At 63.7% G+C, this 13,915-nt stretch carries 12 protein-coding genes; 11 read left to right on the plus strand and 1 reads right to left on the minus strand.

Translation table 11 applies throughout. The features are described 5' to 3' along the window. Position 1 precedes the first annotated feature (1 nt). From cobN to FBY02_RS08120, 4 genes are all read left to right on the plus strand, one after another. Positions 2–3,763, plus strand: coding sequence for a cobaltochelatase subunit CobN (cobN, locus tag FBY02_RS08105; RefSeq protein ID WP_144925733.1), 3,762 nt, complete (start codon positions 2–4; stop codon positions 3,761–3,763). 223 nt (positions 3,764–3,986) lie between these two features. Further along, positions 3,987–4,991, plus strand: a complete 1,005-nt coding sequence (locus FBY02_RS08110; protein WP_144925736.1) for an ATP-binding protein — start codon at positions 3,987–3,989, stop codon at positions 4,989–4,991. 53 nt (positions 4,992–5,044) lie between these two features. Further along, the gene (locus FBY02_RS08115) at positions 5,045–5,647 is read left to right on the plus strand and encodes a VWA domain-containing protein (RefSeq protein WP_178111861.1); all 603 of its coding nucleotides are present in this window, start codon (positions 5,045–5,047) and stop codon (positions 5,645–5,647) included. A gap of 185 nt (positions 5,648–5,832) precedes the next feature. Beyond that, positions 5,833–7,479: a phospholipase D-like domain-containing protein gene (locus tag FBY02_RS08120; RefSeq protein WP_144925738.1), complete on the plus strand. Its 1,647-nt coding sequence runs from the start codon at positions 5,833–5,835 to the stop codon at positions 7,477–7,479. A 31-nt stretch (positions 7,480–7,510) separates the two neighbouring features. Here FBY02_RS08120 and FBY02_RS08125 read toward each other — a convergent pair whose 3' ends face one another. Then, the gene (locus tag FBY02_RS08125) at positions 7,511–7,957 is read right to left on the minus strand and encodes a thioredoxin family protein (RefSeq protein ID WP_144925741.1); all 447 of its coding nucleotides are present in this window, start codon (positions 7,955–7,957) and stop codon (positions 7,511–7,513) included. 357 nt (positions 7,958–8,314) lie between these two features. Between FBY02_RS08125 and FBY02_RS08130 the strand changes: the two genes are divergently transcribed. The 7 genes from FBY02_RS08130 to FBY02_RS08160 all read left to right on the plus strand — a co-directional run bounded on the left by FBY02_RS08130 (position 8,315) and on the right by FBY02_RS08160 (position 13,901). Then, positions 8,315–9,163, plus strand: a complete 849-nt coding sequence (locus FBY02_RS08130; protein WP_144925744.1) for a transporter substrate-binding domain-containing protein — start codon at positions 8,315–8,317, stop codon at positions 9,161–9,163. A 54-nt stretch (positions 9,164–9,217) separates the two neighbouring features. Then, positions 9,218–9,880 (plus strand): amino acid ABC transporter permease, encoded by a 663-nt coding sequence (locus FBY02_RS08135; protein WP_144925747.1) that lies wholly within the window; start codon positions 9,218–9,220, stop codon positions 9,878–9,880. Between the two features lie 9 nt (positions 9,881–9,889). Continuing rightward, positions 9,890–10,552: an amino acid ABC transporter permease gene (locus FBY02_RS08140; protein WP_144925750.1), complete on the plus strand. Its 663-nt coding sequence runs from the start codon at positions 9,890–9,892 to the stop codon at positions 10,550–10,552. Further along, a complete protein-coding gene (locus FBY02_RS08145; protein WP_144925753.1) occupies positions 10,549–11,340 on the plus strand; it encodes an amino acid ABC transporter ATP-binding protein in 792 nt (263 codons plus the stop codon). The genes FBY02_RS08140 and FBY02_RS08145 overlap by 4 nt, the downstream gene beginning before the upstream one ends. Before the next feature lie 24 nt (positions 11,341–11,364). Then, a complete protein-coding gene (locus FBY02_RS08150) occupies positions 11,365–11,751 on the plus strand; it encodes a RidA family protein (RefSeq protein WP_144925756.1) in 387 nt (128 codons plus the stop codon). Between the two features lie 128 nt (positions 11,752–11,879). Beyond that, positions 11,880–12,644 carry an IclR family transcriptional regulator gene (locus tag FBY02_RS08155; protein ID WP_144925761.1) on the plus strand — a complete coding sequence of 255 codons (765 nt, stop codon included), beginning with the start codon at positions 11,880–11,882 and terminating at the stop codon, positions 12,642–12,644. A 39-nt stretch (positions 12,645–12,683) separates the two neighbouring features. Beyond that, complete coding sequence (locus FBY02_RS08160) at positions 12,684–13,901, plus strand: amino acid deaminase (protein WP_144925763.1); 1,218 nt, start codon at positions 12,684–12,686, stop codon at positions 13,899–13,901. Positions 13,902–13,915 lie beyond the last annotated feature (14 nt).

The following is a 13,915-nucleotide window of genomic DNA, read 5'->3' on the forward strand; positions in this document are numbered from 1 at the left end:
CATGCACCTGCTCAGGACCCAGCCCGGCGGTTTCGTGTCGGATGACAACATTGCCGACCTGGGACAAACCCCCGCCGAGCTGGTGATCCTGTGCAGCGGCGACTCCAGCCTGGCGCTGCTGGCTGAAGCGGCGCGGCAGTTGCCGGACGACTACCCGCAGTTTCGCCTTGCCAACCCGATGCAGGTGCAGAACCACGCCTCGGTGGATCTTTACGTCGAGGACGTGCTGCGTCACGCCAGGGTCATCTTGCTGTCGCTGCACGGCGGTATCGGCTATTGGCGCTACGGCATCGAACGCTTGATGGAATTGGCCGGACGCGGGGTGACGTTGATCCTGGTGCCGGGTGATGACCGGCCGGACCCGGAACTCAGCGACTTGAGCAACGTGCCCGCTGTCGACCGCGACCGGCTCTGGCAGTTTTTGCGCCAGGGTGGGCTGGGTAATGCCCTGGATCTGTTTCACAACCTCGGCAGTCAATGGTTCGGGCGCGACTACGCTTGGGCCGAACCGCGGACTTTGCCACGCACGGCCATCTACCACCCGCAGAAAACCAGTGCCAGCCTCGACGACTGGCAAGCTGACTGGCAGGCCGATCAACCGGTGGCGGCGGTGCTGTTCTACCGTTCCCACCTGCAAGCGGCGAACACGGCGTTCATTGACGTGTTCTGCCAGCGGCTGCAAATGGCCGGGCTCAATCCGTTACCGATAGCGGTGGCGAGCCTCAAGGAGCTTGGTTGTCTGGCGCAGGTCGAAGACTGGCTGGACGAGGTGGAGGCCGGGGTGATCCTCAACACCACCGGGTTTGCCCAGTCGAGTCCGGAAGCGCCGCATTTGCGGCCGTTTCGTCGCAACATTCCGGTGATCCAGGCGATTTGCGCCCAGGACAACGAACCCGGCTGGCGAGCCAGCGAGCAGGGCCTGGGCCCGCGGGACCTGGCGATGCACATTGCCTTGCCGGAACTGGACGGGCGGATCATCAGCCGCCCCATCAGCTTCAAGGACATGGCCTGGCGCAGCGAGCGCAGCCAGAGCGATGTGGTCTGCTACCGCGCGGTGCCCGAGCGCATGGATTTCGTCGCCGAACTGGCCCGGCGCTGGACCGCACTGGCGCGCCTGCCCAATGGGCAGAAGCGCGTGGCGCTGATCCTCGCCAACTACCCGACCCGGGACGGACGCATCGGCAACGGCGTCGGCCTGGACACCCCGGCGGCGGCGTTGAACATCCTGCGCGCCATGCGGGATGAGGGCTATCCGCTGCCCGCCGAACTGCCTGCCAGTGGCACCGCGCTGATCCAGCAACTGCTCGGTGGTGTCAGCAATGACCTGGACAGCCTCGACCTGCGCCCATGCCACCAAAGCCTGGCGCTGGAGGCTTACCAGGCCATGTTCGACGCACTGCCCGAGGCCAATCGCCAGGCGGTGCTGGAGCGTTGGGGCTCGCCCGAGGCGGACCCGATGTTCCGCGCCGGTCGCCTAATGATCGCCGGCCTGCGCCTGGGCCTGACGTTCGTCGGCATCCAGCCGGCCCGGGGTTATCAGGTCGACCAAAGTGCCGTGTACCACGACCCGGACCTGGTGCCGCCCCATGGCTACCTGGCGTTCTATTTCTGGTTGCGCCATACCTATGGCGCCCATGGTGTGATTCACGTCGGCAAGCACGGTAACCTCGAATGGCTGCCGGGCAAAGGCGTCGGGTTGTCGCAAAGCTGCTGGCCGGACGCGCTGCTGGGGCCATTGCCGAATATCTATCCGTTCATCGTCAACGACCCGGGCGAGGGCGCCCAGGCCAAGCGGCGCACCCAGGCGGTGATCATCGACCACCTGATGCCGCCGCTGACCCGCGCCGAAACCTACGGGCCGCTACGTAACCTCGAGTTGCTGGCCGACGAGTACTACGAAGCACAATTGCTCGACCCGCGCCGCGCCCGGGAACTGCAGCGGGATATTCTGAACCTGGTGCGCGAAACCCACATCGATCGCGAGCTGCAATTGGACGCCGACGCCGACGCGGCGATCTGGCTGCCGCGCCTGGACACCTACCTGTGCGATCTGAAGGAGTCGCAGATCCGCGACGGCCTGCATATTTTTGGCGAGTCGCCCGGCGGGCGGCTGCGCATCGACACCTTGCTGGCGTTGCTGCGCATTCCCCGGGGTGATGGCAAGGGCGCGCAGTCGAGCCTGTTGCGCGCGCTGTCGAAGGCATTCGGGCTGGGTTTCGATCCGTTGGATTGCGCCTTGGCCGACCCGTGGACCGGCGACCGTCCCGAGGCATTGCGGCAGGTCAGCGATGAGCCGTGGCGCACTGTCGGCGATACCCGCGAGCGCCTGGAGCTGTTTGCGGCAAGCTTGATCGAGCGGGCCCTGCAAGGCCGGGTCGAGCAATTGGAAGCGCCGGGCTGGCAGGACGTCAGCAGCATCATCGAGAGCCTGCGGTCCGTCGTGGCGCCGCGCCTGGACGCCTGCGGCCCGGCGGAAATGCGCGGCCTGCTCGATGCCTTGAGCGGACGCTTCGTGCCGGCGGGCCCCAGCGGTGCGCCGAGCCGTGGGCGCCTCGACGTGTTGCCCACCGGACGCAACTTCTTCTCGGTGGACGTGCGCAACCTGCCCACCACCACGGCGTGGCGTATCGGTTTCCAGTCGGCGAACCTGATTCTGGAGCGGCACTTGCAGGATCATGGCGATCACCTGCGCCAGCTCGGCCTGTCGGTGTGGGGCACCGCCACCATGCGCACCGGCGGTGATGACATCGCCCAGGCCATGGCGCTGATGGGCGTGCGCCCGGTGTGGGCCACGGGCAGCCAGCGGGTCGATGATTTCGAGATCCTGCCGCTGAGCCTGCTGGATCGGCCCCGGGTCGATGTGACGCTGCGGGTATCGGGGTTCTTCCGGGACGCCTTTGCCAACCTGATCCGTTTGTTCGACGCTGCCGTGCAGGCTGTCGCCGCCCTCGATGAGCCGGACGACCTGAATCCCCTGGCGGCCAAGGTGCGCAGTGAGCGCGAAGCCTTGCTGGCATCGGGCCTGGAGCCTCAAGACGCGGCGCGCCAGGCCGGCTGGCGGATCTTCGGCGCCAAGCCCGGTGCTTATGGCGCAGGCGTGCAGGGCGCTATCGACGGTCGCCTGTGGCAGCATCGCGAAGACCTGGCCGAGGTGTACCTGAACTGGGGCGGCTACGCCTATGGCGGCGCAGATGAAGGCACCGCTGCGCGAGATCAGTTTTCCCGGCGCTTGAGCCAGGTGCAGGCGGTGTTGCAGAACCAGGACAACCGCGAGCACGACTTGCTCGATTCCAACGATTACTACCAGTTCCAGGGCGGCATGCTGGCGGCGGCGGAAACCCTCGGTGGAACCGTCGCGGCCAGTTACCACGGCGATCACAGTCAACCGGACTTGCCCCGGATCCGCACCCTCAAGGAAGAGCTCAACCGCGTCATCCGTTCCCGGGCGGCCAATCCGAAGTGGATCGACGGGGTCAAGCGTCACGGCTATAAAGGCGCGTTCGAACTGGCGGCGACGGTGGACAACCTGTTCGCCTTCGACGCCACCACGCAGCTGATCGACGATCACCAGTACGCTTTGCTGGCCGATGCCTACTTGCTCGACCCGGACACCCGGAACTTCGTCCGCCAGCACAACCCCGACGCCTTGCGGGACATGACCGAGCGTATGCTTGAAGCCCAGCAACGGGGGATGTGGCAGGCACCGGGGGCGTATCGCGAGGCGCTGGAAAATCTGTTGTTGGACATTGAAGAGGATGGTTGATGTGTACCATCAGCTGACCATATGCAAAACCTGTGGCGAGGGGATTTATCCCCGTTGGATCGCAAAGCGATCCCCTATCAGCCCGCCTCGGTGTGTCAGTTTTACCAAGGTGATATTTTGGGGCTGCTGCGCAGCCCAGCGGGGCGGTGCGACGTTTCGATAAATCCCCTCGCCACAAGACTCTCTCCAAACCGACTTTACCGACCACCTTTGAGAATCGACCATGACCGACACCCCCTATTTCCCACTCTCCGCCGTGGTCGGTGCCGATGACCTGAAACTGGCCCTGTGCCTGGCCGCCATCGATCCGAAAATCGGCGGTGTGCTGATCGAAGGCCCCCGGGGCATGGCCAAGTCGACCCTGGCCAGGGGGCTGGCGGATCTGCTGGCCAGCGGGCAGTTCGTCACCTTGCCCCTGGGTACCACCGAAGAACGACTGGTGGGTACCCTCGATCTGGACGCAGCCCTGGGGGAAGGGCGCGCGCAGTTTTCTCCCGGTGTGCTGGCGAAGGCCGACGGTGGCGTGCTGTACGTCGATGAAGTCAACCTGCTGCCGGACCACCTGGTGGACCTGCTGCTGGACGTCGCCGCCAGCGGCACCAACCTGATCGAGCGCGACGGTATTTCCCATCGGCATCCGGCGCGTTTCGTGCTGATCGGCACCATGAACCCGGAGGAAGGCGAGTTGCGTCCGCAACTGCTCGACCGGTTTGGCCTGAACGTGGCCCTCGACGGTCATACCGCACCGGCCGAACGTGGACAGATCATTCGGCGACGGCTGGATTTCGACAGTGATCCGGTGGCGTTTTGCGCCGAATGGGCCTCGGCCCAGGACCAATTGCGCGAACGCTGCCAGAACGCTCGCGAGCGCTTGGCACAGATTCCCCTGGACGATCAGGCCTTGGCGCAAATCACCGAGCGCTGCTTTGCTGCCGGTGTCGATGGCTTGCGCGCCGACTTGGTCTGGTTGCGCGCCGCACGGGCCCATGCGGCCTGGCGCGGGGGGCCGGTCATCGCCGCGGAGGACATCGATGCGGTCGCCGAGTTTGCCTTGCGCCATCGTCGGCGCAGGCATTCGGCCCCGGCCCCTTCACCGTCCCAGGCCCCCTCGGCTGGCAACCGGGCCGCCGAGTCAGACGAAGGCCAGGGCCAGTGGGGCGACCTGCCAGCCCAGGCGCTTGCGACCGGTGCCCGGCGTGAAGTGCCGAGCTGGCCAAAAAAGCCTTAGGCATTCGCCCCCGTTCGGCCGCGGGGGCGGATGCCAGACCCCGTGCAGGGCCATTGCAACAGGGGCGTCAGGGCCGTAGCAAAGCGGCGGCCAGCGGCATGGTGAACTGGCCGGGTACCTTGTTGAACGGTCGTCCGCGTTTGCGTGAAGACCTGCGTTGGCAGGCACGTCATCGTTCGTCCCATGAGCTCTGGCTGGTGATCGTCGATGCGTCGGCCTCGACCCGTCGTCATCGGGCGTTGAGCGATGGCAAGGGCCTGTTGGCGCAGCTGTTCGACGACGCCTACCGGCAACGTGCCCGGTTGGCGCTGCTGACGGCCAGCGGCAGTGTCCCGAACTGGCAAGTGCAGGGGCTTAAGGCCTCGGCCGGGTTGCGGGACTGGCTCGACGGGCTGGGTGCCGGTGGCGGTACGCCGTTGCTGGCGGCGCTGCAGGAGGCCGGTCATTGGCTGATCGCCCGGCGCAAGCGCTACCCGGCGGAGCAGCAAAGGGTGTTGCTGATGACGGATGGGCGAGTGAAGGAGAGCGTGCCGCTGTCACCACTCGATTGCCCCTGCCTGTTGCTCGACATCGAGCGAGGCCCGATCCGCCTGGGCCGGGCCCGGCAGCTGGCGGTGCAGCTGGGGGCTGAGTATCGGCATATCGACCAGGTGTGATGAGCTTGTGTCTGAGGTGTCTGGTCGGACGCCTTCGCGGGCAAGCCCGCTCCCACACTTGATCTGCGGCATGTCGCGATCCTTGTGGGAGCGGGCTTGCCCGCGAAGGCTGCGCCTCGGTCACGGATCTGCACACCCAGGCTGGATCCCTGTTCTATGCTGAGGCAACTTCACAGGAGTGAACCATGCGCATCCTTGTTACCAATCCTCAGGATGATTTCCGGGTCAAGGCCTATGCCGGCACCAACGGCGTGCTGCTTGCCATGGACCTGGCCGAACCGCGGCGCAAGGGGCTGCTGGGATTTGCCATCGAGAAGCGGCAGGGCGACAAGCCCTGGCTGTTCTTGTTCAACAGCCTGACGTTCCCCGACAAGGCCCACACCTTCCCCGAGTTCCACGCCACGCCTAGCGACAAGGCGCCATTGCAGAAATTTCGCTGGGCCGATTACGCCGTCAACCCCGGTGTGACCCTTCATTACCGTGTCCACCTGGCCTACGGCAGTCCCGAAGCGCCGCAGTTGGGAGAGTTCCTGGAGGTCACGGTCACCAGCGATAACGGCCAGCCGGCCAACCAGCGAGTGATCTTCAATCGTGCCGTGGCGGCCAGCCAGGCGTTCCAGCGCAAGTTCCCCGAGCTGGACGCGTTGATCAGTGCCAACCGGAACCTGTCCATCGACGACTGGCCCGATGCGCCGCGTCGCTGGCTGGAAAACGGTCTGCTGGGGCGCCTGACCGGCTTCATCGACCGGGCATTGGATGCCACGTGGGCCCTGGATGTCGCCATCTACGAATACGAGCTGCCGGTGATCGTCGATGCGGTGAATGCCGCTTTCACCCGTGGCGCGCAGGTGCGGGTGCTGTACCACGCCGAGCCGGGCGACGACACCACGCTGCGCAACGAGGCCAGCCTGGAAAAACTGCCGCCGGCCAACAAGCGGGGACGGGTGACCCAGAGCATCTTCCACGACAAATTCATCGTTTTGAGCAAGGTCGATGGCAGCGGTGCGTTGCATCCCGAAGCCGTGCTCTGTGGCAGCACCAATTTCACTGCCAACGGTGTCTACCGGCAGGCCAATGTCGTTCACGTGCTGGACGATCCCCGGGTGAGCGACAGCTATCGCCAGGTGTTCGAGCAGATCTGGGCCGCCCCGCAGGAGGTCGATGCCACCCGCCAGTGGCTGACTCAGAACAACCCCATGGACCCGCAGCAACGGTTGTTCGTCGGCTTCTCGCCGCGGACGGGAGAAGGCGACCTGGACCGCTTCGTTGAGATCATCGATGCCGCCCGCAAGGACCTGCTATTCGTCACCGCCTTCGTCCTGCCCGATCGGATCCTCGACGCTTTGCTCGGCCAGCCCAATGACGACGTCCTGCGCTACGGCCTGCAAAACACCACCAGCCGCATCACCGGATTCCATGCCGACCGCACCGCCGAGTTCGCCGCTACCGCGCTGCTCAACACAGGGCTGGAGGGCTGGCTCAGGGAAAACATGAAAGGCCAGAAGGGCAACCTGCTGGTGCACACCAAAGCCATCGTCACCGACTTCACCAGCGACACGCCGACCATCATCAGCGGCAGCCATAACCTCAGCGCCGCGGCCAGCAGCAATAACGATGAAAACTACCTCATCATCCAGGGCGACACCGACCTGGCCGACCGCTACGGGCTGGAGCTGCTGCGTTTCTATGAGCATTATCGCTTTCGTTATTTCGCCAGGAAGCTCGCGCTCAAACAGGTCAAGCCGTTGGCGGTGGATGACAGCTGGAGCGATGACTATTACCGCGCCGGGGACTTGCGAATGTTGTCCAGGGTAAGGTTCTGTGGACGCTGAATGGTGCCCGTGCAGGGTCCGGTGGGTGCTATCAGGGCCGTTTCGCCCGCCGTCTCACGAGGCCTGGCGCCCGCCTCGCGGTGCACAAGGTCCGAAGCCGCTCGCGTAGCCAATCCACATCATGATGATGGCGGCGGGGCGGACGCCTGGGTTTGGTTCGGCCCACATGTTCGGCAAACACCTGGGCCAGTGAGACTTCATCGCCGATGCCCTTGAGCTTGCGACATAGTTTTCCACCTTTGTAGAACAGCACGGTCGGTGTTCCGGTGACTTCTGGATGCCGGGGCGATTCGTGGGTGCTCAACTTATAGATGACTGCCCGGTCCTGAAAGGTATCGGCAACGCCACAGAACAGAGGGTCGGCCCAGCCGCAGGCGTAGCATTGGGGATGACCGAAATAGAAGATGACCGGCCGCCAGTTCTTGAGGGCCTTGCGATAATCTTTTTGCGAAGCGACATGGGTAATGAGTGAACTCATGGCGGAGTTTCCCTGCATCCAGACAATGCTCAGAACGATAAGGCTCATCCGGGGGGCTCGCTACTGTCAGGGTTGACAGGTCGGCGGCGACATTTCGGTGCGGCTTTGAGTGCCCGGCACTCGCTGTTGCTCCGATCTGGGGCCCTGCTACCCGCCCACCGTAGCCAACGGTAGCAACTATCGGGGAGCGCACTCGCTGCCTCGACCTGGCTATTTTTCGCCATCTTGCTGATTCCATTCACTTTCCATTTTCCTCGCCCACGGGCCTCAAGCCTGTGGCACACTTTCTGCTGTCTATTCCGTTGTTACATACCATGTTCCGGTGTAGCGGAATAAAACCATCCTGGAGTGCTTGCCATGCATCGCCGACCTTCCTTGTTCAAAGCGTGTGTTTTTCTCTTCGCGGCCACGACGGCTGCCGTGGGTGTCGCTCAGGCGGCTGACAGCAAGTTGGACAGCGTGCTGCAGCGGGGGAAATTGATCGTGGGCACGGGCAGCACCAACGCGCCGTGGCACTTCCAGGGAGCGGATGGCAAGTTGCAGGGCTTTGATATCGACATCGCACGGATGGTCGCCAAGGGCCTGTTCAATGACCCGGAGAAGGTCGAGTTCGTGGTGCAGTCTTCCGATGCGCGGATTCCCAACCTGCTGACCGACAAGGTGGACATGAGTTGCCAGTTCATCACCGTGACCGCCAGCCGTGCCCAGCAAGTGGCCTTTACCTTGCCGTACTACCGCGAAGGCGTGGGCCTGTTGTTGCCGGCCAACAGCAAGTACAAGGAAATCGACGACCTCAAGGCCGCCGGTGACGGCGTCACCGTCGCGGTGTTGCAGAATGTCTACGCCGAAGAGTTGGTGCACCAGGCGCTGCCCAAGGCCAAGGTCGATCAGTACGACAGCGTCGATCTGATGTACCAGGCGGTGAACTCCGGTCGTGCCGATGCCGCCGCCACCGATCAGTCCTCGGTCAAGTACCTGATGGTGCAGAACCCTGGGCGCTACCGCAGCCCGGCCTATGCCTGGAGTCCGCAAACCTATGCCTGCGCGGTCAAGCGCGGCGACCAGGATTGGCTGAACTTCGTCAACACCACCTTGCATGAAGCCATGACCGGCGTGGAATTCCCCACCTACGCGGCGTCGTTCAAGCAGTGGTTTGGCGTCGAGCTGCCGTCGCCAGCCATCGGTTTCCCCGTTGAGTTCAAATGACCCCGTGAGCCCGGGGCGCCCCATGCGGGCGCCCCGTCGAAGGTGCTGCCGACCATGAACTATCAGTTGAACTTTGCCGCTGTCTGGCGCGATTTCGACACCTTGCTGGCGGGGCTGGGCCTGGGACTTTCCCTGGCGCTGGTGTCGATCGCCATCGGTTGTGTGATCGGCCTGGCCATGGCATTCGCGTTGCTCAGCAAGCACCGTGTCTTGCGCATGCTGGCGTCGGTGTATGTCACGGTGATCCGCAATACGCCGATCCTGGTGTTGATCTTGTTGATCTACTTCGCCTTGCCGAGCCTCGGCATCCGCCTGGATAAGCTGCCGTCGTTCGTCATTACCCTATCGTTGTACGCCGGGGCCTACCTGACCGAAGTGTTCCGCGGTGGGTTGATGAGCATCCACAAAGGCCAGCGGGAAGCGGGCCTGGCGATCGGCCTGGGCGAGTGGCAGGTGAAAGCCTATGTCACCGTGCCGGTGATGCTGCGCAACGTGCTGCCGGCTTTGTCGAACAACTTCATTTCGCTGTTCAAGGACACCTCCCTGGCGGCCGCGATTGCCGTGCCGGAGCTGACCTATTACGCCCGCAAGATCAACGTGGAGAGCTACCGGGTGATCGAAACCTGGCTGGTGACCACGGCCCTGTATGTCGCGGCCTGTTATCTCATTGCCATGCTGCTGCGGTATTTCGAGCAGCGCCTGGCGATCCGCCGTTAGGAGCGTCCCATGTACGAATCCCCCAGTTGGTTGCATGAGCTATGGGTCGCCCGGGATACGCTGTGGGCCGGCTTCCTGACCAGCGTGCAATGTTCGGTGCTGGCGATCTTGTTGGGCACCTTGATTGGCCTGGTCGCCGGGCTGGTGCTGACCTACGGCCGTACCTGGATGCGCGCACCGTTTCGCTTCTATGTCGACCTGATTCGCGGCACGCCGGTGTTCGTGCTGGTGTTGGCCTGCTTCTACATGGCCCCGGCGCTGGGCTGGCAGATCGGCGCGTTCCAGGCCGGTGTCCTGGGCCTGACGCTGTTCTGTGGTTCCCACGTGGCCGAGATCGTGCGCGGTGCCTTGCAAGCGTTACCTCGTGGACAGATGGAAGCCAGCCAGGCCATCGGCCTGACGTTCTTCCAGGCCCTGGGTTATGTGCTGCTGCCCCAGGCATTGCGGCAGATCCTGCCGACCTGGGTCAACTCTTCCACCGAGATCGTCAAGGCGTCGACCCTGCTGTCGGTGATCGGCGTCGCCGAGCTGCTGCTCAGCACCCAGCAGATCATTGCCCGGACCTTCATGACCCTGGAGTTCTACCTGTTCGCCGGGTTTCTCTTTTTCATCATCAATTACGCCATCGAATTGCTCGGGCGGCACATTGAAAAGCGGGTGGCCTTGCCATGACTGACGTTTCGACTCCCTCCAACGCCCAGCCGCTGCTCGACATTCGCGGCCTGCGCAAACAATACGGCCCGCTGGAAGTGCTCAAGGGCGTCGACCTGAGCATGCAGCGTGGCAACGTGGTGACGCTGATCGGCTCCAGCGGTTCGGGCAAGACCACGCTGTTGCGCTGCGTGAACATGCTGGAAGAATTCCAGGGCGGCCAGATCATGCTCGACGGCGAGTCCATCGGCTATGACGAAGTCGACGGCAAACGTGTGCGCCATCCTGAAAAGGTTATCGCCCGACACCGCGCGATGACTGGCATGGCGTTCCAGCAATTCAACCTGTTTCCCCATCTGAGCGCGTTGCAGAACGTCACCCTGGGCCTGCTCAAGGTGAAAAAACTGCCCAAGGACGAAGCCGTGGCCCTGGCCGAGAAATGGCTGGAGCGGGTCGGCCTGCTGGAACGCCGCAACCACTTTCCCGGTCAGTTGTCCGGTGGCCAGCAGCAGCGAGTGGCGATTGCCCGGGCAATTGCCATGAACCCCAGCCTGATGCTGTTCGACGAAGTCACCTCGGCCCTCGACCCGGAGCTGGTGGGCGAGGTGTTGAACGTGATCAAGGGCCTGGCCGAAGACGGCATGACCATGCTGCTGGTGACCCACGAAATGCGTTTTGCCTTCGAGGTATCCGACAAGATCGTCTTCATGAACCAGGGCCGCATCGAAGAGCAGGGGCCGCCGAAGGAACTGTTCGAGCGGCCGCAATCACCGCGCCTGGCGGAATTTCTCAAGAACACTCGTTTTTAATCCATTGAACAAGGAGAACCACTCATGAGCATCAAGCGCTACGGGACCGGCAGCACCGCGGGTGGCGGCCAGCCACGGCCATTTGCCCGCGCCGTCGAGGCCGATGGCTGGCTGCACGTGTCCGGCCAGGTGCCGGCGGTGAATGGCGAGATCATCGCCGGCGGGATTGTCGAGCAGACTCACCAGACCATGAAGAATGTGATCGCCATTCTCGAAGAGGCGGGCTATGGCCTGGAGGACGTGGTGCGTTGCGGTGTGTGGTTGGATGACCCGCGGGACTTCTGGAGTTTCAACAAGGTATTCGGTGAATACTTCAGCCCCGAACACGCCCCGGCCCGGGCCTGTGTGCAGGCGAGCATGATGGTTGATTGCAAGGTTGAGATTGATTGTGTGGCCTACAAGAAGAAGTGATCATTGATCGTTCCCACGCTCTGCGTGGGAATGCCGCCATGGACGCTCCGCGTCCTCTGTCGATGTGACGCAGAGCGTCACGGGATGCATTGCCCACGCAGAGCGTGGGAACGATCAGGAATAATGACATGACCGAAGACACCATCAAACGCCGGGCCCGGGGACTGGATCGGGCGTTCGATATCCTTGATTTCCTCAAGGAGATCGGCCAGCCGCTGCGCCCGAACGACATCGCCAGCGGCATCGGCAGCCCCAAGTCCACGGTCTACGAGCTGGTGGCATCGCTGCTGGAACGACGCATCCTCGAGCCGGTGGGCAAGGAAGGCCACGTCTACCTGGGCCGCCAGTTGTATTTCCTCGGGCAGGCGCACCTGCGGCATTTCGATTTGAGCCGCGAGGCCGATCAAGCCTTGCAGGAGATCGTCCGCCAGACCCGGGAAACCGCGCAGATGTGCCTGCTCAACGGGCGCAAATACACGGTGGCGCTGATGAAGGAAGGCGAGCGGCATTTTCGCATTTCATCGGATATCGGTGAAAACGCACCTATCCCCTGGACCGCCTCCGGCCGCCTGCTGCTGGCCCATTTGAGCGATCAGCAGATCGTTGACCTGATCGACCCCGACGACTTCATCCTGCCGGATGGCGAGCGTCTGCCGGTGGAGCAGTTTCTCAAGGAGATTCGCCAGGCCGGCCTCGATGGGTTTTTCTCCTTCGACAGCGTTGCCGACACCTTCACCCACTGCTTCGCCGCACCGGTGAAAGACCCCGACGGCGTGGCCATTGCGACCCTGTGCATCGTCGCCCCCCGGGCCGACGCCAAGAACAATTACGCCGACTACCGCCGGGTGCTGATCGACAGCGCCAACAACCTGGCCCGGCGCATCAATGAATAGACCATAGCGGTCGCCCGCGACCGCGAGAGGAGTTCGACCATGTCTTCTGCCATTTATGACGCTGCCGTAGAGAAGGGCGCCGCCACCGTCGGCGCTCACCTGTTGCGCGACGTTGGCCTGCCGGCGCTGGTGCTGCATCGCGACGCGTTGGAACACAACATTCGCTGGATGCAACAGTTCGTCAGCAACAGCGGTGCCGAGCTGGCACCCCACGGCAAGACCAGCATGACCCCGGCGCTGTTCCGCCGCCAGCTCGATGCCGGCGCCTGGGGCATGACCCTTGCCACCGCTGTGCAAACCCGTGCGGCCTACGCCCACGGTGTGCGGCGAGTACTGATGGCCAACCAGTTGGTGGGAACGCCGAACATGGCGCTGATCGCCGACCTGCTGGCCGACCCGATGTTCGAATTCCACTGCATGGTCGATCATCCGGACAACGTGGCCGATCTGGGGGCTTTCTTTGCCGCTCGCGGTTTGAAGCTCAATGTGATGATCGAATACGGGGTGGTCGGTGGTCGCTGCGGCTGCCGGAGCGAGGCCGAAGTGCTGGCCCTGGCCGAGGCGATCCGGGCGCAACCGGCGCTGGCCCTGACCGGTATCGAAGGCTACGAAGGGGTGATCCACGGTGACCACGCCGTCAGCGGCATCCGAGCGTTCGCGGCGTCCCTGGTGGGGTTGGCGATGCAGTTGCAGGACAGCGGCGCATTTGCCCTCGATAAACCGATCATCACCGCCTCGGGCTCGGCCTGGTATGACTTGATCGCCGAATCCTTCGAGGCCCGCAATGCCCATGGGCGTTTCCTCAGTGTGCTGCGCCCCGGCAGTTATGTAGCCCACGACCATGGCATCTACAAGGAGGCCCAATGCTGTGTACTGGAGCGGCGCAGCGACCTGCACGAAGGCCTGCAGCCGGCACTGGAGGTCTGGGCCCATGTGCAAGCACTGCCGGAACCAGGCTTTGCGGTCATCGCCCTGGGCAAGCGCGACGTGGCCTACGACGCGGGGCTGCCGGTGCCGCTCAAGCGCTACAAGCCCGGATCCGACGTGGTAGTCGGTGACGATGTGAGCGCCTGCAAGGTGACGGCGGTGATGGACCAGCATGCGTTCATGACGGTGGCGCCAGGGGTTGAGTTACGGATCGGCGACATCATTGCGTTCGGCACTTCCCATCCGTGCCTGACCTTCGACAAGTGGCGGGTGGGGTGCCTGGTGGATGAAGGGTTGCGGGTGGTGGAGAGCATGGAGACTTGTTTCTAGGGCTTGAGACCGCG

The organism is Pseudomonas sp. SJZ078 (assembly GCF_007828255.1).
GTDB lineage: Bacteria > Pseudomonadota > Gammaproteobacteria > Pseudomonadales > Pseudomonadaceae > Aquipseudomonas.

What these genes read in the sequence shown, in the direction of transcription:
- cobN (WP_144925733.1), top strand. Translation starts at nt 2, where the DNA reads ATGCACCTGCTCAGGACCCAGCCCGGCGGTTTCGTGTCGGATGACAAC.
- FBY02_RS08110 (WP_144925736.1), top strand. Translation starts at nt 3,987, where the DNA reads ATGACCGACACCCCCTATTTCCCACTCTCCGCCGTGGTCGGTGCCGAT.
- FBY02_RS08120 (WP_144925738.1), top strand. Translation starts at nt 5,833, where the DNA reads ATGCGCATCCTTGTTACCAATCCTCAGGATGATTTCCGGGTCAAGGCC.
- FBY02_RS08125 (WP_144925741.1), bottom strand. Translation starts at nt 7,957, where the DNA reads ATGAGTTCACTCATTACCCATGTCGCTTCGCAAAAAGATTATCGCAAG.
- FBY02_RS08130 (WP_144925744.1), top strand. Translation starts at nt 8,315, where the DNA reads ATGCATCGCCGACCTTCCTTGTTCAAAGCGTGTGTTTTTCTCTTCGCG.
- FBY02_RS08135 (WP_144925747.1), top strand. Translation starts at nt 9,218, where the DNA reads ATGAACTATCAGTTGAACTTTGCCGCTGTCTGGCGCGATTTCGACACC.
- FBY02_RS08140 (WP_144925750.1), top strand. Translation starts at nt 9,890, where the DNA reads ATGTACGAATCCCCCAGTTGGTTGCATGAGCTATGGGTCGCCCGGGAT.
- FBY02_RS08145 (WP_144925753.1), top strand. Translation starts at nt 10,549, where the DNA reads ATGACTGACGTTTCGACTCCCTCCAACGCCCAGCCGCTGCTCGACATT.
- FBY02_RS08150 (WP_144925756.1), top strand. Translation starts at nt 11,365, where the DNA reads ATGAGCATCAAGCGCTACGGGACCGGCAGCACCGCGGGTGGCGGCCAG.
- FBY02_RS08155 (WP_144925761.1), top strand. Translation starts at nt 11,880, where the DNA reads ATGACCGAAGACACCATCAAACGCCGGGCCCGGGGACTGGATCGGGCG.
- FBY02_RS08160 (WP_144925763.1), top strand. Translation starts at nt 12,684, where the DNA reads ATGTCTTCTGCCATTTATGACGCTGCCGTAGAGAAGGGCGCCGCCACC.